This window comes from Agreia bicolorata (assembly GCF_000938265.1).
GTDB classification, from domain to species: Bacteria; Actinomycetota; Actinomycetes; order Actinomycetales; family Microbacteriaceae; genus Agreia; species Agreia bicolorata.
In genome coordinates this window covers 555,980-581,215 of record NZ_JYFC01000001.1, presented here as the reverse complement: position 1 = coordinate 581,215, position 25,236 = coordinate 555,980, and the positions used below count along the sequence as shown (strand labels likewise).

Here is a 25,236-nt window from a genome sequence, read left to right as displayed (position 1 = left end):
GAACCCATGACGCTCGCCCAGTCGCCGATAACGGATCGCACGATTCAGGAGTCGGTCATCGCCGAACTGCGGTACACACCGAACCTGGATGAAGCTCGGGTGGGTGTCGCCGTTGCAGGCGGTGTCGTTGTCCTCGGGGGCGAAGTCGACACGTTGAGCGAACGGTACGTGGCTGTGAAGGCCGCACAGAAGGTGACCGGTGTTGTCAGCGTTGTGGACGAGATCCTTGTCGAGGGAGAACCCGGTGCTCGATTCAGCGATATCGACATCGCCAAACGCATCAACTCGGTCCTCGCCTGGCTCAATGATCAGCCCTACGAAAGCGTCGCAGCGGAGGTTGCCGATGGCTGCGTCATTCTGAGCGGATCGGTCGAATACAACTACCAGCGGGATGCGGCTGAGAAGCTTGTCGGAACACTCGCTCACGTTCGCGCGGTGGAGAACCGAATCACCCTGGTGCCCCGGCCGTATCCTGCCGACCTTGCGGAGCAGCTGGGTGAGGCTCTTCACCGCCAGAGCTCATTCGATGCCTCCCGTATCGCCGTTCGCGTCAGCGGGGGAGATGTGCGCCTCACCGGAACCGTCGGGACCGCTGCACAGAAACATGATGCTGCTCAGACTGTCTGGAAACACCCCGCGGTCAGAAACATTCACAACGATATACGCGTCGAACCCGAGGCCCTGTCCTGATTGTCAGGGGATGCATGTATCGCCGGAACCGGAGGCACAATGATGGCAGGTGCGTCAAGGTTGAGGAGGACATCTCTGCTGACTGAGCCGAGGAGCAGACGTTCGAAGGGTGACTTCGATCGGGTTCCAACGACCACGAGTGCCGGAAGAGGATCGCATTGGAGAAGGGACTGGGCGGCGTTGCCGTGAACTGCCTGTCCCGTGATGTCGAGCGACGGGTGTTCGCGCCGCAAGGCGGCGAGAATATCGTCGACCAGTTGACGATGAGCTTGGGCGATGTCTTCGATGAATTCATCGTCAAGCGGAAACGAGTCGAGCCACATGCTGGGTGCTCTCCACGCATGGATCACGTGCAAAGCTTGCCCGGTGGCGAGCGCCTCGGCTGCTGCTGTTTGGGCGAGTCTGATGCATTCGTCCGTATCGTCGACTCCGACGACGACACCACGTCGATCAGGAGTCACGCCAGACGGAATCACGGCTACCGGCCCGGCCGCGCGTGCGGAAACGCGTACCCCGATCGACCAGCTGGAATGCGCGCGTGCTGCCAGCCCGGTCTCGCCTATAACGAGAAGCGTGTCTGGATCAGTATGGGAGACCAATGATGGCACGACGTCCCCGGTGATCACCTGCGTGCGAACATCAATTCCGGAGACGGCTTCGCGCACATTTTCAGCGGCGGCGTCGAGTAGGTCCTGGGCACGGTCGAACCGTTCTGGGGGCAGCACCTTGCCGGGTACGAGCGTGGTCTTTTCGACGACGTGCACGAGCATCATCGGATCTTTGATCCAGTGTGAGCGGTGAATGGCCCAGGCGAGCGCCGCGTCGGCACTTTTCCCGTGGCCACAGGCAACGATTGTGCGGCTGGTCATGATGTACATTCCTTTCGGTCGAACGTGTTCTCAGGGTCGTCCCTCGTCGACGTGCGGGGCGTGACCAAGGTCATTCGAATGAACGTGAGCTGCGAACTCTCCCAGCGGGAGAACAAGGGCCGGAATGGTCAGGTTGAGCAGCAAGTCGCGGCTGACGGAACCCAGCAAGAACCGGCTAAGAGTAGATTTCGCACCTCTGCCCACGACGACGAGGCCGGTATCCCGCTGCAGATCAAGAAGGCTCAGAGCCGGATCACCTCGCACGACGGAACTCGTGACATCGAGGTGAGGGAACTCCGTGCGAATCCTGGACACCACATCGGCGAGCATCCTGATATGCGGCCTCATGCATTCTGCAACGAGTTCGTTGTCGAGTGAGTACGCATTCAGCAGGGGTGACGGCGGCACCCAGGAGTGCAGGAGGTGCAGCGGTTCATCGGTGATGTGTGCCTGCTCGGCAGCGAAATGTGCGACGCGTAAACAGTCGTGGCCACCATCTATGCCTGCCAGTACGCCACGTCCATCTATTACCGCACCGGCAGGAATAATCGCGACTGGGCCACTGGCCTGACTAGCCAATCGCGACGCAAGTGACCACGAGGTCGGGCGGTGGAGGGGCCCGAAGTTGACCATCCCGACAACGAGTATCGACCCCGGGTCCGTCAGTTGCAGCAACGTGTCGAAGACTTCTCCGACAATCACGCGCGTGCTGACAGCTACGTGTGGCACACGATCGGCCAGACCTCGTTCTACGCTCCTCAGCACTTTCTCGGACTTTTCGAGCCGACCCGAAATCTTCCCTTCCGCAGGATCGATGACCTGAATGAGGGTCGCAGACGCTGTGGATCGGTGCGCCCTAGCTCTCACCCAATCGACTACATGATGGGTCGAATCGTTGACGCCGCACGCCACGACGAAACGTTCCACAGTCATCGGTGTTTCACATTCATGGGCGATTCCCCCGTCGTTGCGTCGTCGATCCAGTTTGCGGGAGCAGGAATGCTGCCCGACCGACCAAAGTCCCGACGAGATGTGGATGGACCTTCGTCCCAACTCCATGGCCGTGTGGCTCACAGAATCTGCGTATGAGCACTATTAGCGATCAGACTCGAGTTGACAGAGCAGTCAAACAAGCCGTGATCGATGAACTGACGTGGACACCCGAGATAGAGCCAGCCGGAATCGGAATCGCTGTGAGTGACGGTGTCGTCACACTGGCCGGCGAGACCAGGTCTTGGTCCGAACTGCTCGCCGCGGAGAAAGCCATCTGGAGAGTGAAAGGCGTGCATACAGTGGTGAACGATCTGACGGTGCGCCACACAATCGAGGCAGAAGCTGCTGACGAAGAAATCGGCCGACGGGTCAACAGCGCTCTGGAATGGACGGCCCAGCTTCCCGCGGGCGAGGTTCACGCGACCGTCCGCGACGGGTCAGTGATCCTAACGGGGACCGTCGATTGGCAATTCCAGAGAGACGCCGCTCGTAAGTCTGTCCAGGACATCGAGTATGTCCGTCATATCGACAACCGCATTGAACTCGCTCGCCGCGTATCCGCAGCTGACGCAGAAGAACGCATTCGAAACGCGTTACGCAGGCACGCCCTGATCGACGCCGACAGGATAACCGTCGCGGTCGAAGGCACCAGGGTTCGGCTTCTCGGCACGGCCGCATCATTCGAGGAACGCGCGGAGGCCCAACGAGCGGCATGGAAATCCCCTCATGTCTCGCACGTGGACAACCAGATCGTTGTGGCCTCTTAGCAACGCACTGGGCTATCGATCGCTTCAAGGAAGAATCCAGGTTGCCCCGCTTCAGACGACGGGTGATCGTCAAAGGCTTCCACGGTATCCCCCTCTTTGCGGGCTATGAGTAACAACCTGAGTGCGACAGGCTGTCGTTGCGGGAGTCGCCATGCGTGCCCCGCCGTGCTCCCTGAACCGTGAGGATCTTCCGTGCAGCGTCGCACCTTTCTTGCCCTGATCGCTGCAGGCGGCGCCATCGTGGGCCTCGACGCGTGTACCGCGTCGGCGCCGCGGGGCACGCCTGCAGCGGTGGTGACATCGCCGTCACCCGTTTCGACGGCGGCGGCACCGGTGCAGACTGTGCCCCCTATTTCCGCTCCGATGCATCGATTGCCGGTTCTCGACAAGGTTCCGATTCCGGCCGGCGTGATGACCGGTCTCCCCGGCAATCAGAATCTGCTGGCGTGGACGGTCGATGACGGTTCGAACAGCGAGGTGATCCGGTTGTACACCGAGTTCGCCAAGACCTCGGGCACCCGATTGACGTTCTTTCTGAACGGTTCCTATTCCGGATGGACGGAGAACGCGGCCCTCCTGAAACCTCTTGTGCAGTCGGGTCAGATTCAACTCGGCAACCACACCTGGTCTCACGCGGATCTCACCTCGCTCTCTGATACTGCCGCGATCGCTGAACTGCAGCGCAACCACGACTTCATCGTCGAGACCTACGGCGTCGACCCTCGTCCGTACTACAGGCCGCCCTACGGATTCCGTAACGCGCGCACTGACAAACTCGCCGCCTCGATCGGGTACACCACCCCTGTGTTGTGGTACGGCACGCTCTCAGATTCCGGGCTCATCACTGAACAGCAGGTTACCGACTTCGCCGCGCAGTGGTTCTTGCCCGAACACATCGTCATCGGGCACCTCAACTTCTTGCCGGTGACCAACGTGTTCCCCGCCCTGCTCGACCTCATCACCACGCGCGGGTTGACCACCGTCACTCTTGACGATGTTTTCTCTCATTGAGAGACGTGTGATCCTCTGTGGGGATATCCGATTTCCCGGCGGGTCGGGGGATTGGCTCCGGGGCGAGAGACGGTGATCGCGGCACACCTCACCGCGTATTTGCCTATATCCGTGAGCAGGGCCGCGTCGAATGCGTGTCCGTTTCGCAGCGCCTCGGCTGAAACGCCCTCGTCGCGGAGCTCGGCGATGAAGTCGATCAAAGCGCTCATAAAGGAATCGCCCGCGCCAATCGTGTCTGCAACCTCGACGGCGACACCGGGCACGGTCATGCGCAGCGAGCGCGTCGCCAGCAACGCGCCGGCGCTGCCCAGAGTCACGGTCACGAGCCCGACGCCGAAACGCAGGATGTGCTCGATTGCGGCCTCGAGACCGAGTTCGGGATACAGCCACTCGGCATCCTCGTCGCTGAGTTTCACGACGGCAGCGAGGGCCGCGATCCGTTCGAACCGTGCGAGAGCTGCCCCGTGGTCGGTCACGATGCTCGGCCGCATGTTCGGGTCGAAACAGATGAGGGGTGGGCGCTCGGAGTCGACGAGCTGCCTCAGCAGAGACACGACAGCGCTTCCGCCCGGTTCGAGAAACGCTCCGATCGAGCCGACGTGCACGATATCCGATCCGGCGAGAATCGGGTCTTCTACGCTGAGGCCGCACGGAAGCGACCAGCGAAGGTCGAACACGTACTGGGCCGAGCCATCGGCGCCGAGGTACGCAGTAGCCGTCGAACTGGGTTCATTGCGAATTGAACCGAAGGCGAGTGTCACGCCGGCGTCGCGCAGATGCTCCGCGATCGAGGCGCCACGGGCGTCGTTGCCTATATGTGTCACGAGAGCGACGGGCCGGTTCAACCGCGCAAGGCCGAGTGCGATGTTCATCGGCGATCCACCCGGATGCTCCGTGCTGGGTGCTTCGGCGGAGCCTACGATCACGTCGATGAGGGATTCACCGATTGCGGTGACGGCGGTGAGCGGGTTCGACACGGGAAGCCTTTCAGAAGATGGAAATGGCTCTGCCTGCCCGGATGCGGCAGGCAGAGCCATTGTCGGAGGTGATCAGCTCGAAAGCGGCTGCAGCCAGGTCAGCTGCGAACCGTCTTCGACGATCAGGGGAACGAGCCGTTCGTTGAATGCGCGACCGTACGGCGCCTCGATGTGCGCAGCGAACGCGTCGCCGTCGCGATAGACCTCGTACACGAAGAAACGCGATGGTTCCGCGCTCACTCGATAGGGAGCGAACTCGACGCATCCGGGTTCGCGCCTCACGTCGTCTGCCAGCGCGGCGAGAAGCTCGGCGACGGCCTCCTCGCATCCGGGGAGTGCCGTGAACTCGGCATACAGCACCGTCGGAGTGGGTGGAACAGCGCTCACGCGATGGCCGCACCCGTCATGATCGCAACGGCGTCGGTCATCGAGTGCGATTGCGGCGTGATCGTCGCCGCTCGCTTGCCGAGTCGTTGAATATGGATGCGATCGGCCACGTCGAACACGTGCGGCATGTTGTGACTGATCAGAATGACTGGCACGCCCCGGTCGCGTAGGTTGCGGATGAGTTCGAGAACCTGGTTCGATTCGCGCACGCCGAGGGCGGCCGTCGGCTCGTCCAAGACCACGACCTTCGACCCGAACGCTGCCGATCGGGCGACGGCGACGGCCTGCCGCTGTCCGCCGGAGAGGTTCTCGACGGGCACGGTGACGTCTTGGAGTGTGGAGATGCCGAGCTTCGTCAGCTCTTCTTTCGCCTCGCGACGCATTCCGGCGGTGTCGAGAACGCGGAAGACCGATCCCAGGATGCCCTTCTTGCGCTTCTCTCGACCGAGGTAGAGATTCGATGCCACGTCGAGGGCGGGGGAGACGGCGAGGTTCTGATAGACGGTCTCGATGCCGGCCACGCGAGCATCCTGCGGGCGTTTGAAAGAGACCCGCTTGCCGTCGAGGAAGATCTCGCCCTCGTCGGGAATCTCGGCGCCGGTGAGGCACTTGATGAGCGTCGATTTTCCGGCTCCGTTGTCGCCGATGATGGCGAGTACCTCGCCCGGGTAGAGCTCGAGGCTCACACCGTCGAGGCCCACGACGCGGCCGAAGGTCTTGACGAGCCGACGAGCCTGCAGAACGGGCGTGCGCGTCTCGGCCTCCGGAACGACGTTGTCTGTGATGGTCACTTGCGTACCTTTCGAATCCACTGGTCGACGCCGACCGCGACGATGATGAGAATGCCCACGGCGAGCGTCTGGTAGAGCACGTCGAGTCCGGCGAGCGACAGCCCGTTGCGGAAGACACCCACGATGAGTGCGCCGAGCAGGGTGCCCCAGATTGTTCCGCGTCCACCGAACAGACTCGTTCCGCCGATCACGACGGCCGTGATCGAGTCGAGGTTGAGGTCTGCGCCGGCGTTCGGGCTGGCCGCGTTGCTTCGGCCGATCTGAATCCAGGCGCCGATGGCCAGGATGGCGCCGGCAGCGATGTAGACGCTGACGAGCACGCGGTTGACGCTGATTCCGGCGAGGCGCGCGGCCTCTTTGTCGTCGCCCACCGCGTAGACGTGGCGTCCCCAGGCCGTCTTGCCCAGAATGAAGGCGACGACGATGTAGAGCGCGAGCATGATGACTACGCCGAAGCTGACCCGCACACCGAAGAGGTCGAAGGTCTGGCCCGTCGACGGCAGCAGTGCCGGCATGTCGGAGCCGCGAACGGTGGAGCCGGACGAGTACAGCAGGGTGAGAGCCACGAAGATGTTCAGGGTTCCCAGGGTCACGATGAACGGAGGCAGCCTGAGCTTCGTGACGAGCAGGCCGTTGAACAGTCCGGCGGCAACGGCGACCAATACGCCGATCAGCAATGCCAGGAACGCCGGAACACCGTTCTGCGTCGCGGTCTGGGCCATCACCATCGACGCCAGCACCATGACCGCGCCGACCGAGAGGTCGATGCCCGCGGTGAGAATGATCAGCGTCTGCGCCACGGCGAGGGTTCCCACGACGGCGACCTGCTGCGTGATCAGCGACAGATTGGCGGGGGCGAGAAACCTGTCATTGAGGATGCCGAAGACGATGACGGCGATGACGAGTACCACGGCCGGGCTGACGGCCGGGTAGCGGTGCAGAACGCCTCGCACACGATCGATGGGTGTGCGGCGGTCGAGAAACTCAGAAGCGAGGGCGAGTGAAGACGTCGGTGGGTTGGTCACCGGATTGGGAGAAGTCACGAGGGCCTTTCTGGGGGAGGAGAAGCAGAGTTGGGCCGGGGGTGGAGAGCTCCACCCCCGACTGTCGGACTATTTGCCCCAGCAGATTTCGGTCGCCGCGGCGGCCGTGATGCTGTCGAGTCCGTCGACGGGCTTCTCGGTGACCAGCGCTGAGCCGGTGTCGAAGAAGTCGAGTCCGGCGCTGGTCGAGGGCTTGGTGCCGTCGGTGGCGAGCTTGGCGATGGCTTCGACGCCGAGCTGGGCCATCTTCACCGGGTATTGCTGTGCCGTCGCTCCGATGACGCCGTCGGCCACATTCTTGACACCGGCGCATCCGCCGTCGATCGAGACGAGCAGCACGCCCTTCTCTTTGCCCGCAGCCTGGAGCGCCTGGTATGCGCCGTAGGCTGCCGGCTCGTTGATCGTGTAGACCACGTTGATGTCGGAGTTCTTCGACAGCAGGGTCTCCATGGCCGTGCGGCCGCCGTCTTCGGCTCCGTCAGTCGCCTCGTTGCCGACGAGCTCGTAGTCGCCGCCGCTGTACTTGCCGGTCTTGGCCTCGTCGCCGTTCTTCTTGTCGTCGGCGGTGTCGATGCCCATTCCCGTCAAGAAGCCCTGGTCGCGGTTGTAGTCGACCGAGACGACCTTGTCGTTGAAGAGGTCGAGCATGGCGATGGTGGCTTTCTTGCCGCCGAGCTGAGCCGCGGTCCACTTGCCGATCGACTCTCCTGCCTTGAAGTTGTCGGTGGCGAAGGTGATGTCGACGGCATCGGCCGGGTCCGGGGGAGTGTCGAGCGCGATGACGTAGAGCCCCGCGTCACGAGCCTTCTTGATGGCGTCGACGACCGAGGGGCCGTTGGGCGTGATGAGAATGCCCTTGTCTCCCTTGGAGATCGCGTTCTCGATGGCCTGGATCTGCGTGTCCTCGTCGCCGTCCTCCTTGCCGGCCGCCAGGGTCAGCTTGACGCCGGCCTTGTCTGCCGCTGCCTTCGCTCCGTCTTCCATGGCGACGAAGAAGGGGTTGGTCGTGGTCTTCACGATGAGAGTGACGCCGACGTCACCGCCGCTGCCCGCTGAGTCGGTGCTGGTGGATGCGCCGCCGCTCGAGCAGGCGGCGAGACCCACGGATGCGACGAGCGCGATGGTGCCAAGGCCGGCAAGCCGGGCGATGGGCGATGTGCGTGTGTTCATGGAGTCCTCATTGGCTCAGGGGGCGATCTGCCCGACAACGATGTCAGGTATAGGTATAGGCGCCTTCGATTAGTAGAGTCAAGTTAATCGTCGAAGAAGAAGAGCAGTTATGACATCGTTATCAGATCCCAAGCGAAGCGACGCCCTTCGCCGCCGTCCCACTATGAAGAACGTGGCCGACCTGGCCGGGGTGGGGATCAAGACCGTTTCGCGAGTGATCAACCGCGAACCGCATGTCTCGGAGGAGACCATCGCTCGGGTGCGTCGGGCCGCCGAACAGCTTCAGTACCAACCCGACATCCACGCAGGCAATCTGCGGCGGGCCGACCGCCGAACCGACACGCTCGGATTGCTCGTCGGCAGTGTCGCCAACCCGTTCTCCGCTGCGGTTCACCGTGCGGTCGAAGACATCGCCCTCGAGCGCCATGTCGCGGTGTTCGCATCGAGCCTCGATGAAGATCCCGAGCGCGAGCTCTCGTCGGTGAACGCGTTTCTTCGCAGACGGGTCGACGGGCTCATCCTCACGACGATCCAGCCGAGTCAGGCCTATCTCGGGGCTCAACTCGACCAGGGAATCCCCATTGTGTTCGTCGACCGCAGGCCCCACGGCATCGAGGCAGACACGGTGATCACGGAGAACGCCGAGGGGGCCTCCGGCGCAGTCGAGCATCTTCTTGCGATGGGTCACCGCCGCATCGCCTATCTGGGCGACGACGCGAAGATCTTCACCGCGAGAGAGCGTAAGCGCGGCTATCTCGATACGCTGCGGCGCGCCGGCGTTGCTCCGGATGCCCGGCTTATGATCGACAATCTCGATGACGAGGCGAAGGCATCCGCTGCAGTCGCCGATCTGCTTGCGCTCGACGACCCGCCCACTGCCATTTTCAGTGCCCAGAACCTCATCACGGTCGGGGTGATCACGTCGCTGAGATCGGCAGGGGCGTCGACGCGGGTCGCTCTTGTGGGGTTCGACGATGTGCCGATGGCGGCCCTGCTCGAACCTGCCGTCACGGTGGTGGCGCAAGATCCGGCATCCATCGGAGAGATCGCGGCCCGCCGCGTTTTCGATCGTCTCGACGGGCTCGACGAGCCGGCGCGGGACTTCGTTGTTCCGACCCGGCTTATCGTGCGAGGCTCTGGAGAGATCCGTCCGTCATGAGTCGCCACACAGGCGACCCAGGTCGCGGACTATGCCGAATAGCCTGAGGAGGCACCCATGGGCAAACTGATCTACTCGATGATCATCTCCCTCGACGGCTATGCCATCGATGCCGAGGGGCGGTTCGACTTCCTAGAAGCAGGCGAAGAGGTGCACGACTTCTTCGGTGAGCAGCTGCGCTCGGTCGGCACGTACCTCTACGGCCGGCGCATGTACGAGACGATGCTCTTCTGGGAGACCGCGCACCTGCTCGAGAACGCACCGTCGTTCATTGTGGACTTCGCTCGCGCCTGGCAAGCAGCCGACAAGGTGGTCTACTCGACGACGCTGCAGGAGGTTGCGAGTGAACGAACACGCATCGAGCGCTCGTTCGATGTCGACGCGATTCGCACCCTCAAGGCAGCCTCCGACAAGGACATCACCATCGTCGGCCCCAATATCGCTGCGCAGGGCATTCGAGCCGGGCTCGTCGACGAGTACCATCCCGTTCTCAGCCCGAAGGTCGTCGGTGGGGGTACACCCTTCTTTCCGGCCGACATCCGTCTCGATCTCACGTTGCTCGACGAGCACCGTCTGGCGAGCGGAGGGATGTGGCTTCGCTATGTGCCCTCGGCGCCGATGGCAGAGGTCTGACACCACCCGGTCGGCTACTCGGTGACCTCGGGTCGCACGGCCACCCAGATGGCGCGGCCGGATGCGACAGCGACTCTCGAGTGGCCGGTTCTCAGCGTCGTCATCGCCGCGTCGACGGCGGCGAGGTTGTCGGAATCCATGCCATCGCCGAGCAAGACGCGATTGAAGGTCAGCTGCAGTTCGAGGTAGCGGGATCCCTCGCGGGTGTCGGCCGACGCTGAAAAACTGGCCTCGCGGCGGTTCACCGGCGCGAAACCGGCGGAGTCGAGAGCGTCCGTCCAGTCTGCGGTGACCGGGTAGCCGCGTGCGGCGAGGACGCGCACGATTCGGTCTCCGAGCCCGGCGCGTTCGGTGCCCAGGTCTGCCGGTTCATACGTCGTCTCGCCTGTCATCTCGATCACGACCAGCACCCCTCCCGGGCGCAGCGCGTGGAAAACCTGGCGGAGAAGGAGGGCGGGGTCGCCGACGTGGTGCAGGGAGAGCGCAGCCCAGGCCAAGTCGATGCTTTCTGGCAGCTCAGCGACCCACTCGCCGTCGAGATCGGCCAGATGCGCCTGCACGTTCTCGGACACGCCCGCCGCGGCGGACGCCTCGCGCAGGCGGTCGAGCATGCCAGCGGAGGCGTCGATGCTGTGGACTCGGGCTGTGCTGAAGCGATTTGCGAGGGCGACAGTTCCCGTTCCGGTTCCGGCCCCGAGATCGACGATCGTGCGGGGCTCGGTCTTGAGTGCCTGCGACGCGTCATCCATGGCCCGCGATAACACCGATGCGCCGAGCTTCGCGTCGAGATCGAGCAGCTCTTCGAGCTCGGCATTGTGTGCGGGTGCGTGGGCGGCGTGCGTCATACGACAACGCTACGCGAATCATCCGAATTCGACATATGCTCTTGCGTATGACGCAAGAAATGATCGACGATGTTGTGCGCCAGCGCATCCGGAGCCTTCGGCTCTCGCTCGGCTGGACTCTCGACACGCTCTCGAGTCGGTGTTATCTCTCGCCGTCGACCCTGAGCCGCATCGAGACAGGTCACCGGCGCATCGCCCTCGACCAACTGGTGCCGATCGCTCAGGCGCTTGGAACGACCCTCGATCAGCTCGTCGAACCGGAAGGCGACGACGACGTGGTGATCAGGCCGGAGCCGGAGACCGGCGTCGGGTCGACGATCTGGCTTCTCTCTCGCGAGCGTGACCGGAGGGGCGTCATGATTGCCAAGATGCGCATCACAGCTGAGCGCGAGAAGACCGAGCAGCAGGTGCACCCCGGCTACGAGTGGTTCACGGTTCTTCAGGGAGTCCTCACGCTGCGCCTCGGCGAGCGAACCATCCTCGTGCGCGAAGGCCAGGCCGCAGAATTCTCGACGATGACGCCGCACGCGCTCGAAGCGAACGATGGGCCTGTCGAACTGCTCACGATCTTCGATCACGACGGGGAGCGTGCGCACCTACCCGGTCATCGACCCGCGAAACGGCAGTCCTGACACGCCTGGCCGGCCGTCGTCAGGCGGCCAGCACCTCGTCGATCTGCCCCATGGCCAGCGTCATGCCCTCCTCCATGCCCATCTCGACCATCTTCTCGAGCTGCTCGATGCTTGCGAACCGGGTCAGGGTGGTCATGCGTGTCTCGCCGTCGATCGATTCGAGCGTGACCGTCATCGTGACGGCTTCGATCGAGTCGTCTGGTTCGCCGTTCTCGTCTGCGAAGCCGTCGTCGAATTCGAGGAGCGTGGGTGCGTCGACCGCGGTGACCAGCCACCACCCGTGGGCCTTCGTGCCGTCGGGGCCGGTCATGTAATACGACGAACGCGAGCCGACCGAGAGCTCATGCCGCGTGAACGTCGCCGGCCACGTAGGCGGACCCCACCAGCGTTCGAGCTGGCGCGGGTCTTCCCAGACCTGCCAGACCCGATTGACATCGGCCGCGAATTCGGCGGCGAACGTGAGGGTGAGTGCGTCGGTGTCCTTCTCAACGCTGATGACGGTCATGACTGCTCCTTGAGGGTGTCTTCGGCGAGAATGTCGTCGATGCGGAGGGCGCGCTGGGCCCAGATCTGCTCGTAAGCCTGCAACAGCGTCGCTGCGCGGCCTATCGTGTCGATTCGGCTGTTTACGAGTTGCTCACGGCCATGCCGTTCCTTCGTGACAAGGAGGGCGCGCTCGAGAACCTGCACATGCTTCTGCACGGCGGCGAAGCTCATGTCGTAGTGCTCGGCGAGGGCGGTCACCGAGTGCCCGGCCGTGAGCACTCGGCTCACGATGTCGCGCCTGGTCGCATCCGCCAGTGCCTGGAAGATGCGGTCGATCTCGGAATCCGTCAGTTCATATACAACCATTTGGTTGTACGTTATAGCGTGCAGAACGCGGAAGCAAGGGCGTAGGTGACTCTAATTGCCGCCGTTGCCGTTGCCGATACCGGGGACGATGCCCGTTCCGGTGCCATTGTCTCCTGCTGGTGGCGCGACGGTCGGATCGGGTGTCGGCGCGACGCCCGTGGGGGTTGGCTGGATTGAGGGCGCCGGGGTAGGCGTCGGAGTGTTCGTTGCGCTGCCGGAATCCGAACCGGAACTCGATCCCGAACCGTAGACGAGGGTGTTGTCGGGGTCGGGGAAGTCGGCCGCCCCGGGAAGCACCTCGTCGTTCGCCGTCATCACCGACTTCCAGATGCGATGCCTCACGCTGTAGCCCGAGTATCCGTTGGTTTCGACATCGGTCATCGAGACATCGCCCGAGACGTTGCCGACCCAGACGGCCGTGGCCGCCTTCGTGCTGGCCCCGATCATCCAGGTGTCTTTCTCGTTGTCGGTCGTTCCCGTCTTGCCGATGTGCTCGATGTCGTCATAGGGGTTCGATGCCGTCGCCGTTCCGCTCTGGATCGGACCCTTCATGGCGTATGCCAGGGTGGCGGCGATCTTCGGGTCGAGAGCCTGAGTGCACCCAGCCTGGGGCGGCTGCAGTTGGGCACCCGTCGCATCCACGATGCGGTCGATCGCGATCGGCTTGCAGTAGATGCCGTTGGCGGCGATGCCGGCATAGGCAGCGGCCATCGTGAGTGGGGCGATGGTCTGCGTACCGATCACGTCGGCCAGATCAGATCCGAGTTCAGCGCCGTCGGCGCGGTGCACGCCCAGAGCCTGCGCATCGTTGCGAATCTGGCAGAGGTCGAGCTTCTGTGCCATGGCGAAGAAAGCGTTGTTCACTGAGTCGGTGAGCGCCGTCTGCACCGAGATCGTTCCGGGCCGCTCGCCGCTGTCGTTGCTGGGCGAGTAGTCGGGTCCGCTGACGTCGGCACAGGTGTTGGTGAAGTTCGCCCGCTTGAAGGTCTGGGGGTTGCCGTTGACTCTTTCGCTGAGCGTGTGACCCTGCTTCAGCCATTCGGCGAGCGTGAAGACCTTATAGGTCGAGCCGACCTGGAATCCGGTCGAACCGCCATAGCCCTGATCGGTGTTGTAGTTCAACGATGTGCTGCCCGGGTCGGTTGTGTCGCCGGCCACGTAGTTCTTGTTCTGCGCCATCGCGAGGATGCGCCCCGTTCCGGGTTCGACGGTGACGATCGTCGAGCCGAGGTCGAGTTCGTCGCTCGACGCTGGAATGTACTCGGTCATCGTCTCGTGGGCGTTGGCCTGAAGTTGTGGATTGAGCGTCGTATAGATCTGAAATCCGCCGGTCTTGAAGTTCGACCAGCGTTCGTCGGCCGTGGCGCCGAACGTGGGATCGTTCTTGACGATCCAGGTCACGTAGTCGCAGAAGTAGGCTGCCCCGTCGGCCGCCGTCTGGCATCCGGTCGACGGCTCGGTGATCACGGGGGTGACGGGGGTCGCGACGGCCTCGTCGTGCTGGGCCTGCGTGATCGTGTGGTGCTTGAGCATCGATGCGAGAACGTCGACGTCGCGCCGAGCCTTGTTGGCGTCGATGTTCTCGGGCTCGTCGATGCGCAGCCCATTGGGCTCGTTGACTGTGGCGATGAGGCTCGCCGCTGGGCGACCGTCAGCTGAGCCGCCGTCGTGCCGTAGTAGTAGTTCGCCGCGGCCTCGATGCCGTAGACCGAGCCGCCGAAGTTGGCGATGTTCAGGTAGCCGAGCAGAATCTGGTCTTTGCTGTACTTCTTCTCGAGGCCGATGGCGAGCCGCATCTCGGACAGCTTGCGATCGAGCGACGTGTCGGTCGCCTCGGCGTAGGCCTTCTCGCGGTCGGCCTCGTTGTCGAGGGCTTCGGCCCGCTGCACGAGGATGTTCTTCACGTACTGCATGGTGATGGTCGATGCGCCGCTCTCGACGCCGCCGGAGGTGACGTTTTTGAGCGCCGCACGGAGCGTCGACGTGAGGTCGACACCGTTGTGCTCATAGAACCGCGGATCCTCTGTCGAGACGACGGCATCTTTCACCGCGGGAGCGATCTCATCCCAGCCCACTTCTTGGCGGTTTTGATCGAAGACCGTGGCGAGCAGGGTGTTCGATCCGTCGGTGTTCGTCGAGTAGATCTCGGACTTCTGCGAGAGTGCGCCGATATCGAGGGTCGAGGGCAGATCCTCGAAGAGCCCGACCGAGCGCGACACCGTGGCGCTCGTGAGCGAGACGGCCGGCACGGCGAGAGCGGTGACCAGGACACCGGCGACGACGCTCGCCCCGAGCAGCTTCAACCAGGGCTTCGCCGCAGACATAAGACGTGACGAGGAATCAGGCATAACAGTTGAGGATACGTTCGCGCACCTCCGAAGCGCCTGAATCGGCGCCGGCGTCACATGAAGTCACAGAACTTCCTCACGAGGCATCCCGGGTAAAGGCTGGTGCACATGACACTGCACTCCTCCGCTCGCGGTCCCCAGCAGACCGGCTCCGTCGACTCCATCGCAGAGCACGCCGGACTCGACGCCGACTCCTTCAAGGCCGTATTCCGCAATCATCCGGCCGGCGTCGCTGTGATCACGGCGGATGCCGGAGACGGACCGGTGGGCCTCACCGCCACCTCAGTGTTCTCGGTCAGCGCGGAGCCGCCGTTGCTCGTGTTCTCCGTGTCGGGGCAGTCCTCCAGTGCCCCGACGATCTTGGCCGCCGACACGGTCGTCGTGCATTTACTCGGTTCGGAACAGCTCGATCTCGCGACTCTGTGCGCCACCAGCGGCATCGATCGCTTCGCCGACACATCGATCTGGGATCGGTTGATTACCGGCGAGCCCTATTTTCCTGCGGCTCAGTCGTGGATCCGAGGCAAGGTCATCGAGCGCATGGATGCCGGTGGCTCGACCGTGATCGCCGTGCACGCGCTGCAGGCGGGCATTTCAGAGGACGTCGACTCTGCCGAGCCCCTCGTCTATCACAATCGCACGTGGCACCGGCTCGGTCGGCACTCTCGCATCGACGGGTGAGCGGCGGACTTCTTCGCCAGTGCGAATAGAGTTGAACGAGAAAGACCTCGTGCAAACCGAAGGAAGTCCTAAAACAAAATGAGCGCTCACTACAACCTTGTCGTTCTGGGAGCCGGCCCCGGTGGCTACGTCGCTGCCATCCGTGCCGCGCAGCTCGGGCTCAGCGTCGCCGTCGTCGAAGAGAAGTACTGGGGTGGTGTCTGCCTCAACGTGGGCTGCATTCCCTCGAAAGCCCTGCTTCGCAACGCCGAACTGGCGAACATCTTCGCCACCCAGGCGCAGGAGTTCGGAATCTCCGGAGACGTCTCGTTCGACTTCGGCGTCGCTTTCGATCGCAGCCGCAAGGTGGCCGACGGGCGCGTCAAGGGCGTGCACTTCTTGATGAAGAAGAACAAGATCACCGAGTACGACGGTCGTGGGTCGTTCGACGACAGTCACTCGTTGACGGTGGCCAAGTCCGACGGCACTGCTGAGCAGCTCACCTTCGACAACGCCATCATCGCCACGGGCTCGACCGTGCGCCTGCTTCCCGGTGTGACCCTCAGCGACAACGTCGTCACCTACGAGAGCCAGATCCTCACCCGCGAGCTGCCCAAGTCGATGGTCATCGTCGGCGCCGGCGCCATCGGCATGGAGTTCGCCTACGTTCTGCGCAACTACGGCGTAGAGATCACGATCATCGAGTTCCTCGACCGCGCGCTTCCCAACGAAGACGCCGACGTGTCGAAGGAGATCGCCAAGCAGTACAAGAAGCTGGGCGTGACCCTGCTCACCTCGACCAAGGTCGAGAGCGTCGTCGACAACGGATCGTCTGTCTCGGTCTCGTACACCGGCAAAGACGGCGCGGCCGGCTCGATCGAGGTCGACAAGGTCCTCATGTCGATCGGCTTCGCTCCTCGGGTCGAGGGCTTCGGACTCGACAAGACGGGCGTGCAGCTCACCGAACGCGGTGCGGTCGCGATCGACGACCACATGCGCACCAACGTTCCGAACATCTACGCGATCGGCGATGTCACGGCCAAGCTGCAGCTCGCGCACGTGGCAGAGGCCCAGGGCGTCGTCGCCGCTGAGACGATGGCCGGAGCAGAGACTCAGACGCTCGGCGACTACCGCAACATGCCGCGCGCCACGTTCTGCCAGCCACAGGTTGCGAGCTTCGGCCTCACAGAGCAGCAGGCGCGCGACGAGGGTCACGACGTGCTCGTCTCGACCTTCCCCATGACGGCCAACGGCAAGGCGCACGGACTCGGAGAGCCCGCCGGATTCGTCAAACTGGTCGCAGACGCGAAGTACGGCGAACTGCTGGGTGGACACATGGTCGGCCACGACGTCTCCGAACTGCTGCCTGAGCTGACGCTCGCCCAGATGTGGGATCTGACGGCCACCGAGCTGGCACGCAACGTGCACACGCACCCGACCTTGAGCGAGGCGCTGCAGGAGGCGTTCCACGGTCTCAAGGGGCACATGATCAACCTGTGAGACGGGCCGGCACGGGCGCTAGATGCCCGTGCCGCCCTCCCAGAGGTGCTCCGAGGTGCCGCTGATCAATGAGGCCACGCTCATAGCCTGGCTGTCGGTGAGCGACGCGATGTAGTCGACGATTCCCCTGCCGCGTCCTCGCGCGATGAGGCTCTCATCGTCGGTGCTTCCGCGGAGCAGCTCAGGTGTTTCCGATCTCAATCGGAAGTACCCCGCCGTCGCGACCTGCACGAGCTCGACCAGCCGTCGTGGGGCACGTGCGGCATCGTCTTCGTCGGAGAGCCACGCGCGGAAACCCTCGACCAGAGTCTCGAGCACCCGGCCTTGGCCGCGCTGATAGGTGGCGAGGTCTGGGCGTTCGAGAACGAAGCGTGTGTGCACGAACTTGAGCACGACGACGTCGTGCCACGCCTGCTGGCCGAGCCTCACGTGGGCGCTTCTCACATGCGGAGTGCGGTCGACCACGATGGATCGCTGAAGTCGGTTGATCCAGCTGCGCGTGAACGACGAGATGGCCCTCTCGGCACCCATCGAGCCATCGAACGGCACCGACAGCAGTCCGTCGCCCAGATCTTCGCTGACTCTCTGCACAGCGGCCCTGAAGGCGTCGTCCGACGCGATCCATGCGTCTCGGGTGTGGATGCGACGCCGCACCAACTCGAGCGCGTGCCCGGGTGTGCGGGCGCTCGCCTCGAGCGACTGCTCGTCGAGGCGTGACAGGTGTGACTGGTCGCGAAGCCAGCTGCGTAGTTCGGCAGAGACCGACGCCTGCTGCAGGACGCCCGCGCGATAGAAGTCGTCGAGGTCGTGGATCGAGTAGGCGATGTCGTCGGCGATGTCCATGACCGAGCACTCGACGGTCTGGCGCCACCCGCCGATGTTCGGGAACGCGCTCTGAGCATCGCGAAGCTCATCGACATCGAGTGTGTAGACCGAGAACTTGTCGGCACCGCCGTTGCGCTGCGAGCCCACGCCCCGCGGCATGCCATCGGGCATATCGGTGCGCACGCGCGACTGCCATTCGGCACGGAGCCACGGATACTTGAGCACCCCGGCCCGAACGGCGGCGGTGAGGTTGAGACCCTGCTCGGTGGCGTCGCAGGCATCGAGCTCGGTGAGAATACGGAAGGTCTGCGCGTTGCCCTCGAAACCCTCCGACAGGCCCAGGCGTTCGCGGGCGAGTCGGTCGAGCACCTGTTCGCCGAGGTGCCCGAAGGGTGGATGCCCCAGGTCGTGGGCGCTGGCGGCCGCCTGCACGACAACGGGGTCGCAGCCACCGAGCTCGCGCACCAGACGACCCGTGTCACCGCGGTCTTGCTCGAGCATGACAGCGATCGACCGCGCAACAGCGGTGACTTTGACGGAGTGGGTGAGCCGATTGTGAATGACGGGGCCGGCACCGGCCTGTGAGATGACCTGGGTCACGGCAGACAGACGGGAGAAATAGGGCGAGAAGCGGATGCGCTCGAGGTCGACTCTGAAGTCGGGCTGCGGTTCGATGCGCTCGATGTCGTCGAGCTGTTCGGGAATGCGACGCCTGATGCGCGCCTCGGAGGTGTTCTGCAGTGCGTCTGCGGTGCTCATCTGACCGAGATTACATCTGCAGGGCGAGGGCGAAGGGCAGAACCGCGCCCGAACCGTGTCGTCGAAGTTCGCGCCCTGCAACCGTCACGGTCCATCGGCTGTCGACCAGGTCATCGACGAGTAGCACAGGCCTGCCCGCCAGGGCGTCGAGCTGAGACGCCATCTGCTCGGACACCTCAAAGCGCTGCCACACCGATGAGAGTCGGTAGACGCTGTTTCCACCGGGAGCGCCCTCGGGGCCGGCACCCACCAGATCGAGTGAACCGAGATGGGGCAGTCGGCCCAACTGGGACAGCCCCTCGGCGATCGAGCGCACGAGCACGGGCCTGCGTCTAGACGGCATGCTGACGATTCCGGCCGGCCGCTCGCTCCAGGGCCACTCGCCCAAGACCTTCGCGCACGCGTGAATGAGCGCCGGGCTGGCGGGCTCGTCGAGTGCTCCAGTCGCGAACAGTTGCCGCAGGGTGCCTCCCCATCCCAGATCGGTGAGTCTGGCCAGCGCCCGGCCCGGTTCGACGCGCTCGTCGACGGCAATGCGCCCCTTCACCGCCACTCCGCGTTCCGACGCGCCTGTTGGCCACTGCGTTCGCGGTTCGATGACGGCACCAACCCTCTGGAGGGCGGTCTCCGCGGTGGCCTGGTCACCGGTGGAGACGGAGCTGTCGTACCACGCGGTGGTGCATCTGTCACAGCGGCCGCACGGCGCTGCGGTCGGGTCGTCGAGCGCGCGTTGCAAGAATTCCATGCGGCACCCCGTGGTGGTCTCGTAATCGAGCATCGACTGCTGCTCGGCCACTCGCTCGGCAGCGATGCGCTCGTAGCGCTCGGCGTCGTAGACCCAGGGCTTGCCTGTCGATCGCCACCCGCCCTGCACTTTCGACACAGCTCCATCGACGTCGAGAACCTTGAGTAGAAGCTCGAGAGGCGTTCGGCGAAGGTCGACCAGCGCCTCGAGCGCTGGTGTCGACAGGGTGCCGGACTCGGCGTCGAGGGCGTCGAGCACGGCACGGGCCCGTCGGTCGTCGGGCATGGATGCGGTGGCGAAGTAGTGCCAGATCTCGGGGTCTTCTCGGCCCGGCAGCAGCAGCACATCGGCGTTGTCGGTGGCGCGCCCGGCACGCCCGACCTGCTGGTAGTAGGCGACGGGAGACGACGGTGCTCCGAGATGGACGACGAAGCCGAGGTCGGGTTTGTCGAACCCCATGCCGAGCGCGCTCGTAGCGACGAGCGCCTTGACCTCGTTGTTCTTGAGCTTCGCCTCTGCCGCCTCGCGATCAACGGGATCGGTGCGGCCGGTGTACGCCAGCACCTCGTGGCCGGCCTCGCGAAGCAGACGCGCCGTGTCTTCGGCTGCAGAGACTGTGAGTGCGTAGATGATGCCACTGCCCTGCATCTCACCAAGATGGGTCAGCAGCCAGCCGAGCCGGGCCTTCGAGTCGGGCAGCCTCAGGACTCCGAGCCTGAGCGACGCGCGGGCGAGCGGCCCCCGGATCGTGACGACGGTGTTCGCCTCAGGCCCGTGCGCGTCGACGCTGAGCTGCTCTGCCACGTCGGCCACCACCCGGGAGTTGGCGGTTGCGGTGGTCGCGAGCACCGGAACATCTGACGGAAGCTCTGCGATGAGCGTGCGCAGACGCCTGTAGTCGGGGCGGAAATCATGACCCCAGTCAGAGATGCAGTGTGCCTCGTCGACGACCAGAAGACCAGTGCGTCGCACGAGCTCGGGCAGCTGCTCGTCGCGGAAGCGAGGGTTGTTGAGTCGCTCGGGCGAGACGAGCAGCACGTCGACCTCGTTCTTCGCGAGGCGTTCTTTGATCGATTCCCATTCATGCGTGTTGGCGGAGTTCAGGCTTGCGGCGGTGACGCCCGCACGCGCAGCGGCGGCCACCTGGTCGCGCATGAGGGCGAGCAGGGGCGACACGAGAATGGTGGGCCCTGCACCCTGCTGACGCAGCAGGAGAGTGGCGATGAAGTAGACCGCGGACTTGCCCCACCCGGTGCGCTGAACGACCAAGGCGCGACTGCGGTCGGTGACCAGGGCATCGATGGCCTCACGCTGCCCCTCGTGAAACTCGGCGTCGGGGCGGCCGACGAGGGAGCGCAGAATGTCGGTCGCGGTTTGCTGCGGCGGCAAGGATGTCATGACTCGAGCCTGCCACCCACCGCCGACGCTCGTCGTCATCACCGGCTATGTTGTGGGCGTGCTGCTCTCATCGTGAGCGGGTGCCCGCACGAACTTCACCCACAGCCAGATCGCGACACAGACGGCCGCGAACGTCAGAGACGCCAGGGCGAGCAGGATGAGGCCGGCTCCGCCGCCCAGGCCCTCGAGCGCTGACGATAGAACACCGGCGAGCAGCGTGAAGCCCGCGAGGGCGAGGAGTAGCCAGACGATCGGCTTCCACCGCAGGATGTGCCGGCCGGGCAGATCGGCTATCGGGAGGAGCAGGATCGCGGCCCCGCCGAGTGAGGCCAGCGCAACGGTATTGACGAACTCGGACAGGAACGCGCCGGCAGTTCCCGGGCCTGCGGCAGAGGCGATCGACCCTGAGATAAGAAAGGCGGTCGTGCCCACGGCCAAGAGCGCACCGATCTGGAGTGCCGCCAGACGCCCCAGCGCGCGCCGAGAGGCTGTAAGTGAGAGCCCCAGACCGAACACGATGCCGAACACGAGGGCTGGATCGAGATCGAGAACGCGCGACAGTATCGTCGCTCCGACGGAGACGAGAAGAAAGAGCGGGCGAAGGCGGATGCCGACGGTTACGTCGAAGACGCTCCGCGCGAGCAGACGTGGCACGAGCACGGCGACGGCGTTCACCACGAAAATGCCGAGAACGGCGGCTACGAGCAGCCGAAGGTAGGCAGGCTCATCGGTCACGGGGGCGCTGAGCACGGTGATGGTGGCACTGGCGATAAGGGCGAATCCGCCGGTCACGCGAGTGTTCCACGCGAGCTCCGGGGCGGTCTCGTATTCCTGGTAGCGCGATCTGTTGCGACCGGTAAGTCTTCCGGCGCCTTCCGAGCGCGGTTCGGGCGCCGCTCGCAGCCCGCGGAGCGTTCCCGCGAGAAGACGGGCCGGAACGGCGAGCAGAGCGACCATCGCCAGACCGATTCCGAGTGCCAGAGTCCAGTCGATCGAGCCTGCGGTTCCGAAGGCCGGCTGCATCCCGGCGCTGAAGCGAGTAGACGCCGGCCATCCCCCCGATGCGGTCGCCGGCGGCGCATCCGTTGTCGTACCCTGCTGCGCCTGCGGCTGTTGAGGGGCCGCCGCCGTGGGGTCGCCGTCGGGAATAGACGGTATCGCGGTGGAGTTCGACGGAGGCTGAGTTGCACTCGGGGTTGGCTGTTCGGTCGGTGCGGGTGGCGTCGGCACGCCCGCGAACGTCACCGACACTCGCGCACTTTCGTCGCTGATATTGCCCGCCACGTCTTGCTGGATGGCCGAGACGTCGTAGGTGCCCGCGTCGATCGCGGCGGAGGTGCACGACCACCGGCCGCCCGCGACGACGGCCTGACACAGGGAGTGCGGACCCGCGAAGAGTGTCACGGTGGCGCCGTCTTCACCGTCGCCCGAGAAGGTGGCGCCGGATGCCTGAATCGAATCGGCAGGAATGGTCACGCCCGGGGGAGCGGGCGCATCGACATCGATCGTGAGGGTGCTTGGTCGACTCGATGACGATGAGCGTCCTCCACTCCACGGCGCAACCTGACTGGCGGTGAGCTGATAGGAGCCGCTCGTGAGTCCTATGGGCAGGGCGCAGAACCAGGTTCCTGTCGAATCCACCGTCGCCGTGCACGACACCTCTCCGACGACGGCCGTCACGGTAGCGCCTGCCAGTCCCTCGCCCATGATCGTTCCGTTCGAGACGGTGCCACTGCCTGCCGCTCCCGCGGTGGGTGCGTTGAGCACGGAGATCCCGACGCTCGTCTCCGTCGACTGCCCGGCGACGCTTTGAACCGCACGCACTGTGACCGATGGCGTAGACGGGAGTGTCACCTCACACGACCATGCTCCCGACTTGTCGGTGATGACGCTGCAGAGGGGCTGTCCGCCGGAGTCGGAGTAGAGGTCTATGCCGCTGTCAGGCTCGGCCGTTCCGCTGAACGGAATCTCGTCGCCGACCAGGGCGGATGCCGCAGGTTTCTCGATCACGGGCGTGGCGACCACCGTTGAGTCCGGGGGTGACGTGGGTGGCGGATCGGTCTCGGCGGCGACCGCGGCGGTGCCCGGCGCGACGAAGATCATGGCGAGAAGGCACACGCCGAAGAGCGCCGATGCCGTCGACAAAGCGGCAGCACGACGGCGCTGTGCTGCTGACGAAGGCGTTCCGGGCAAGTGGGTCACGTACCTCCCATTTAGGGGTGTTCTGCGCCAGAAGCCAAAAAATTCACACGCCTGAAACGCTCTCCGCGCCATACTGGGCACGAGTGGGACGATCGACCCACTTGGCGAGGGGGCGGAACATGGCCAGGATGTCGGCACAGGAACGTCGTGTCGAGCTTGTCGCCGCGGCCTTTCGTGTGGTCGCCGCCCGTGGGGTCGGGGCGGCGAGCGTTCGAGCGATCTGCCAGGAGGCGGGCATGGCCCTCGCGAGCTTCCATTACGCATTCAGTACGCGCGACGAGCTGATGGCCGAACTGGTGAGTGTCGTCATCGAGGCCGAGCGGCATGCCATGCTTCCGCCCCTCACTCCGGGGGAGACGTTCCGCGACACCGTGCGACTCGGCCTCGAACGGTATCTACAGCACCTGCGCTCCGACCCACAAAGGGAGAAAGCCATGCTCGAGCTTACCCAGTACGCCTTGCGCACCCCTTCGCTCGAGGTCGTCGCCTCGAAACAGTACGAGCGTTACCACGAGCTCGCCCAAGAGGCCCTTGCCACCGCGGCGGAGCGCTGGAACATGACCTGGACGATGCCTGTCGACGAGATCGCCCGCATCCTCGTGGTGGTCACAGACGGGGTCACGATGTCGTGGCTCGTGACGCGCGACGACGAGGCAGCCGCTCGCGCGCTCGATTTCGCGGCCGACTCGGTCGTCGGCCTGGCGGTGGCCGCATGAGTACGACGGATGCCGCTGCCGCGGGCGTGTTCTCGGAGCCGGTGCGCCGAGTCGGGGGTGGCTGGATCGCCTTGTTCGCCGCAGCCTGGCTCGGCGTCTGGATGGCGCAGCTCACCCCGGTTCAGCTTCTCCTGCCCGTGCAGATCGAACAACGCCTCGGCGCCGCATCGTGGGTCGATAACGTCGTGGCGTTCGGTGTCATCTCCGGAATCGCGGGCGTTGCGGCGTTGATCACCTTTCCGGTCACCGGACTCCTCTCCGACCGCACGACCTCGCGCTTTGGTCGACGGCGTCCCTGGATCGCCGGCGGCGCGCTGCTGTTCGCCGTCTCGCTGCTGCTTCTTGGTCTGCAGGAGGGCTTTGTGGGAATCGGAGTTTTCTGGACCCTGTCGATCATCGGGTTCTGCATTCTCACCGCGGCGCTCACGGCGACGATCTCCGACAGTGTGCCGGTCGGCCAGCGAGGGTTCGTTTCCGGGTGGATCTCGGCCCCGCAGGCAATCGGCACCATTCTCGGCCTGGTCCTCGTGCTCACCCTCTTCACCGGGCAGTTCGGGGGATACGCGGCGATGGCAGTGCTGCTCGTCGTGCTGGTCGCGCCGTTCCTCATCTTCGGGCGCGACGAGGTGTTGACCCGTGAGGCGGCCCGGCGCATCCCTCGCGGTCGGCTGCTCGACGAACTGTGGATCAGCCCACGCCGCTATCCCGACTTCGGGTGGACGCTGCTCGGGCGCGTGCTCGTGAACACGGGCAACGCGCTCGGCACGACCCTCCTGCTCTACTTCCTGATGTACGGGCTCGGCGACGACAACGCCGAAGACGATCTCATCGTCTTGACCCTGATCTACATGGTCTTCGTCGTGCTCTCGTCGCTCGGGGCTGGGGCGCTCAGCGACAGGCTCGGCAGGCGCCGCATCTTCGTGTTCGTGTCATCGTCACTCCAGGCCGTCGCGGCGCTCCTTCTCGCGTTCGTGCCCGAGCTCTCGGTCGCCATGGTGGCGGCCGGCCTGCTGGGCGCGGGCTACGGATGCTTCCTCAGCGTCGATCAGGCGCTCGCCACTCAGGTTCTTCCTGACCCTGCCACCCGCGGCAAAGACCTCGGCATCATGAACATCGCCACCGCCGTGCCCCAGGCGATGGCGCCTCTGCTCGGTGCGGCGGTGGTCGCCTGGCTCGGCGGCTTCCAAGGCCTGTTCATTCTCTCTGCCCTCTTCGCCTTCGGCGGTGCACTGGCCGTCGCTCGAATCAGATCCGTGAGGTAAAC

At 64.6% G+C, this 25,236-nt stretch carries 25 protein-coding genes; 10 read left to right on the top strand and 15 right to left on the bottom strand.

The window, feature by feature from the left end; genetic code table 11:
* Window positions 1-6: 6 nt before the first annotated feature.
* Complete coding sequence (locus TZ00_RS02720; protein ID WP_044439014.1) at window positions 7-690, top strand: BON domain-containing protein; 684 nt, start codon at window positions 7-9, stop codon at window positions 688-690.
* Here TZ00_RS02720 and TZ00_RS02715 read toward each other — a convergent pair.
* Entirely contained in the window at window positions 651-1,568 is a 918-nt protein-coding gene (locus TZ00_RS02715) for a universal stress protein (protein ID WP_044439013.1), read from the bottom strand. The two genes, TZ00_RS02720 and TZ00_RS02715, sit on opposite strands and share 40 nt — an antisense overlap.
* Before the next feature lie 21 nt (window positions 1,569-1,589).
* Entirely contained in the window at window positions 1,590-2,192 is a 603-nt protein-coding gene (locus TZ00_RS20565) for a universal stress protein (RefSeq protein ID WP_420796224.1), read from the bottom strand.
* A 452-nt stretch (window positions 2,193-2,644) separates the two neighbouring features.
* Between TZ00_RS20565 and TZ00_RS02705 the strand changes: the two genes are divergently transcribed.
* Both TZ00_RS02705 and TZ00_RS02700 read left to right on the top strand, forming a co-directional pair.
* Entirely contained in the window at window positions 2,645-3,319 is a 675-nt protein-coding gene (locus tag TZ00_RS02705) for a BON domain-containing protein (protein WP_044439011.1), read from the top strand.
* Between the two features lie 192 nt (window positions 3,320-3,511).
* The gene (locus tag TZ00_RS02700; protein WP_044439010.1) at window positions 3,512-4,330 is read left to right on the top strand and encodes a polysaccharide deacetylase family protein; all 819 of its coding nucleotides are present in this window, start codon (window positions 3,512-3,514) and stop codon (window positions 4,328-4,330) included.
* Here TZ00_RS02700 and TZ00_RS02695 read toward each other — a convergent pair.
* The 5 genes from TZ00_RS02695 to TZ00_RS02675 form a co-directional block, all read right to left on the bottom strand.
* Window positions 4,324-5,367, bottom strand: a complete 1,044-nt coding sequence (locus tag TZ00_RS02695; RefSeq protein WP_084605863.1) for a carbohydrate kinase family protein — start codon at window positions 5,365-5,367, stop codon at window positions 4,324-4,326. The two genes, TZ00_RS02700 and TZ00_RS02695, sit on opposite strands and share 7 nt — an antisense overlap.
* A gap of 12 nt (window positions 5,368-5,379) precedes the next feature.
* Window positions 5,380-5,694, bottom strand: coding sequence for a putative quinol monooxygenase (locus TZ00_RS02690; RefSeq protein WP_044439008.1), 315 nt, complete (start codon window positions 5,692-5,694; stop codon window positions 5,380-5,382).
* On the bottom strand, window positions 5,691-6,485 hold the full coding sequence (locus tag TZ00_RS02685; protein WP_044439007.1) for an ATP-binding cassette domain-containing protein: 795 nt from the start codon (window positions 6,483-6,485) through the stop codon (window positions 5,691-5,693). Before TZ00_RS02685 ends, TZ00_RS02690 begins: the two co-directional genes overlap by 4 nt.
* Window positions 6,482-7,528, bottom strand: a complete 1,047-nt coding sequence (locus tag TZ00_RS02680) for an ABC transporter permease (protein WP_152631056.1) — start codon at window positions 7,526-7,528, stop codon at window positions 6,482-6,484. Before TZ00_RS02680 ends, TZ00_RS02685 begins: the two co-directional genes overlap by 4 nt.
* A 69-nt stretch (window positions 7,529-7,597) precedes the next feature.
* Complete coding sequence (locus TZ00_RS02675; RefSeq protein ID WP_044439005.1) at window positions 7,598-8,698, bottom strand: substrate-binding domain-containing protein; 1,101 nt, start codon at window positions 8,696-8,698, stop codon at window positions 7,598-7,600.
* A 109-nt stretch (window positions 8,699-8,807) separates the two neighbouring features.
* On the opposite strand from TZ00_RS02675, the gene TZ00_RS02670 reads away from it, so the two are divergent.
* Both TZ00_RS02670 and TZ00_RS02665 read left to right on the top strand, forming a co-directional pair.
* Entirely contained in the window at window positions 8,808-9,857 is a 1,050-nt protein-coding gene (locus TZ00_RS02670; protein ID WP_044439004.1) for a LacI family DNA-binding transcriptional regulator, read from the top strand.
* A 57-nt stretch (window positions 9,858-9,914) separates the two neighbouring features.
* Window positions 9,915-10,490, top strand: a complete 576-nt coding sequence (locus TZ00_RS02665; RefSeq protein WP_044439003.1) for a dihydrofolate reductase family protein — start codon at window positions 9,915-9,917, stop codon at window positions 10,488-10,490.
* A gap of 14 nt (window positions 10,491-10,504) precedes the next feature.
* Here TZ00_RS02665 and TZ00_RS02660 read toward each other — a convergent pair whose 3' ends face one another.
* Window positions 10,505-11,335, bottom strand: coding sequence for a class I SAM-dependent methyltransferase (locus tag TZ00_RS02660; RefSeq protein ID WP_044439002.1), 831 nt, complete (start codon window positions 11,333-11,335; stop codon window positions 10,505-10,507).
* 47 nt (window positions 11,336-11,382) lie between these two features.
* Between TZ00_RS02660 and TZ00_RS02655 the strand changes: the two genes are divergently transcribed.
* Window positions 11,383-11,967, top strand: coding sequence for a helix-turn-helix domain-containing protein (locus TZ00_RS02655; RefSeq protein ID WP_044439001.1), 585 nt, complete (start codon window positions 11,383-11,385; stop codon window positions 11,965-11,967).
* Between the two features lie 19 nt (window positions 11,968-11,986).
* On the opposite strand, the gene TZ00_RS02650 is transcribed toward TZ00_RS02655, so the two are convergent.
* Genes TZ00_RS02650 through TZ00_RS18600 form a run of 4 tightly spaced genes read right to left on the bottom strand, consistent with a single transcriptional unit; the run spans window position 11,987 to window position 15,167 of the window.
* Window positions 11,987-12,472, bottom strand: a complete 486-nt coding sequence (locus tag TZ00_RS02650; RefSeq protein WP_044439000.1) for an SRPBCC family protein — start codon at window positions 12,470-12,472, stop codon at window positions 11,987-11,989.
* A complete protein-coding gene (locus TZ00_RS02645) occupies window positions 12,469-12,819 on the bottom strand; it encodes an ArsR/SmtB family transcription factor (RefSeq protein ID WP_044438999.1) in 351 nt (116 codons plus the stop codon). The genes TZ00_RS02650 and TZ00_RS02645 overlap by 4 nt, the downstream gene beginning before the upstream one ends.
* Before the next feature lie 51 nt (window positions 12,820-12,870).
* Window positions 12,871-14,352 carry a transglycosylase domain-containing protein gene (locus TZ00_RS18605; RefSeq protein WP_052521215.1) on the bottom strand — a complete coding sequence of 494 codons (1,482 nt, stop codon included), beginning with the start codon at window positions 14,350-14,352 and terminating at the stop codon, window positions 12,871-12,873.
* The gene (locus TZ00_RS18600) at window positions 14,283-15,167 is read right to left on the bottom strand and encodes a biosynthetic peptidoglycan transglycosylase (RefSeq protein WP_084605862.1); all 885 of its coding nucleotides are present in this window, start codon (window positions 15,165-15,167) and stop codon (window positions 14,283-14,285) included. Before TZ00_RS18600 ends, TZ00_RS18605 begins: the two co-directional genes overlap by 70 nt.
* Before the next feature lie 108 nt (window positions 15,168-15,275).
* On the opposite strand from TZ00_RS18600, the gene TZ00_RS02635 reads away from it, so the two are divergent.
* The gene (locus TZ00_RS02635; RefSeq protein WP_078714941.1) at window positions 15,276-15,848 is read left to right on the top strand and encodes a flavin reductase family protein; all 573 of its coding nucleotides are present in this window, start codon (window positions 15,276-15,278) and stop codon (window positions 15,846-15,848) included.
* 78 nt (window positions 15,849-15,926) lie between these two features.
* Entirely contained in the window at window positions 15,927-17,327 is a 1,401-nt protein-coding gene (lpdA, locus tag TZ00_RS02630; protein WP_044438998.1) for a dihydrolipoyl dehydrogenase, read from the top strand.
* Between the two features lie 18 nt (window positions 17,328-17,345).
* On the opposite strand, the gene TZ00_RS02625 is transcribed toward lpdA, so the two are convergent.
* The 3 genes from TZ00_RS02625 to TZ00_RS02615 are packed head-to-tail and all read right to left on the bottom strand — an operon-like array spanning window position 17,346 to window position 23,256.
* Window positions 17,346-18,911 carry a deoxyguanosinetriphosphate triphosphohydrolase family protein gene (locus TZ00_RS02625; protein WP_078714939.1) on the bottom strand — a complete coding sequence of 522 codons (1,566 nt, stop codon included), beginning with the start codon at window positions 18,909-18,911 and terminating at the stop codon, window positions 17,346-17,348.
* Window positions 18,912-18,921: 10 nt separating this feature from the next.
* Window positions 18,922-21,054, bottom strand: a complete 2,133-nt coding sequence (locus tag TZ00_RS02620; protein ID WP_044439349.1) for a RecQ family ATP-dependent DNA helicase — start codon at window positions 21,052-21,054, stop codon at window positions 18,922-18,924.
* 45 nt (window positions 21,055-21,099) lie between these two features.
* Window positions 21,100-23,256 (bottom strand): Ig-like domain-containing protein, encoded by a 2,157-nt coding sequence (locus TZ00_RS02615; RefSeq protein ID WP_161793717.1) that lies wholly within the window; start codon window positions 23,254-23,256, stop codon window positions 21,100-21,102.
* Window positions 23,257-23,384: 128 nt separating this feature from the next.
* Between TZ00_RS02615 and TZ00_RS19570 the strand changes: the two genes are divergently transcribed.
* The gene (locus TZ00_RS19570) at window positions 23,385-23,972 is read left to right on the top strand and encodes a TetR/AcrR family transcriptional regulator (protein ID WP_052521213.1); all 588 of its coding nucleotides are present in this window, start codon (window positions 23,385-23,387) and stop codon (window positions 23,970-23,972) included.
* The gene (locus TZ00_RS02605) at window positions 23,969-25,234 is read left to right on the top strand and encodes an MFS transporter (RefSeq protein WP_044438995.1); all 1,266 of its coding nucleotides are present in this window, start codon (window positions 23,969-23,971) and stop codon (window positions 25,232-25,234) included. The genes TZ00_RS19570 and TZ00_RS02605 overlap by 4 nt, the downstream gene beginning before the upstream one ends.
* Window positions 25,235-25,236: the final 2 nt, after the last annotated feature.

Excerpts from the sequence above, each read along its gene's own strand:
- TZ00_RS02720 (WP_044439014.1), top strand. The coding sequence starts at position 7 with ATGACGCTCGCCCAGTCGCCGATAACGGATCGCACGATTCAGGAGTCG.
- TZ00_RS02715 (WP_044439013.1), bottom strand. The coding sequence starts at position 1,568 with ATGTACATCATGACCAGCCGCACAATCGTTGCCTGTGGCCACGGGAAA.
- TZ00_RS20565 (WP_420796224.1), bottom strand. The coding sequence starts at position 2,192 with ATGGTCAACTTCGGGCCCCTCCACCGCCCGACCTCGTGGTCACTTGCG.
- TZ00_RS02705 (WP_044439011.1), top strand. The coding sequence starts at position 2,645 with ATGAGCACTATTAGCGATCAGACTCGAGTTGACAGAGCAGTCAAACAA.
- TZ00_RS02695 (WP_084605863.1), bottom strand. The coding sequence starts at position 5,367 with ATGGCTCTGCCTGCCGCATCCGGGCAGGCAGAGCCATTTCCATCTTCT.
- TZ00_RS02675 (WP_044439005.1), bottom strand. The coding sequence starts at position 8,698 with ATGAACACACGCACATCGCCCATCGCCCGGCTTGCCGGCCTTGGCACC.
- TZ00_RS02670 (WP_044439004.1), top strand. The coding sequence starts at position 8,808 with ATGACATCGTTATCAGATCCCAAGCGAAGCGACGCCCTTCGCCGCCGT.
- TZ00_RS02665 (WP_044439003.1), top strand. The coding sequence starts at position 9,915 with ATGGGCAAACTGATCTACTCGATGATCATCTCCCTCGACGGCTATGCC.
- TZ00_RS02660 (WP_044439002.1), bottom strand. The coding sequence starts at position 11,335 with ATGACGCACGCCGCCCACGCACCCGCACACAATGCCGAGCTCGAAGAG.
- TZ00_RS02655 (WP_044439001.1), top strand. The coding sequence starts at position 11,383 with ATGACGCAAGAAATGATCGACGATGTTGTGCGCCAGCGCATCCGGAGC.
- TZ00_RS02650 (WP_044439000.1), bottom strand. The coding sequence starts at position 12,472 with ATGACCGTCATCAGCGTTGAGAAGGACACCGACGCACTCACCCTCACG.
- TZ00_RS02645 (WP_044438999.1), bottom strand. The coding sequence starts at position 12,819 with ATGGTTGTATATGAACTGACGGATTCCGAGATCGACCGCATCTTCCAG.
- TZ00_RS18605 (WP_052521215.1), bottom strand. The coding sequence starts at position 14,352 with ATGCTCAAGCACCACACGATCACGCAGGCCCAGCACGACGAGGCCGTC.
- TZ00_RS18600 (WP_084605862.1), bottom strand. The coding sequence starts at position 15,167 with ATGCCTGATTCCTCGTCACGTCTTATGTCTGCGGCGAAGCCCTGGTTG.
- TZ00_RS02635 (WP_078714941.1), top strand. The coding sequence starts at position 15,276 with ATGACACTGCACTCCTCCGCTCGCGGTCCCCAGCAGACCGGCTCCGTC.
- lpdA (WP_044438998.1), top strand. The coding sequence starts at position 15,927 with ATGAGCGCTCACTACAACCTTGTCGTTCTGGGAGCCGGCCCCGGTGGC.
- TZ00_RS02625 (WP_078714939.1), bottom strand. The coding sequence starts at position 18,911 with ATGAGCACCGCAGACGCACTGCAGAACACCTCCGAGGCGCGCATCAGG.
- TZ00_RS02620 (WP_044439349.1), bottom strand. The coding sequence starts at position 21,054 with ATGACATCCTTGCCGCCGCAGCAAACCGCGACCGACATTCTGCGCTCC.
- TZ00_RS19570 (WP_052521213.1), top strand. The coding sequence starts at position 23,385 with ATGTCGGCACAGGAACGTCGTGTCGAGCTTGTCGCCGCGGCCTTTCGT.
- TZ00_RS02605 (WP_044438995.1), top strand. The coding sequence starts at position 23,969 with ATGAGTACGACGGATGCCGCTGCCGCGGGCGTGTTCTCGGAGCCGGTG.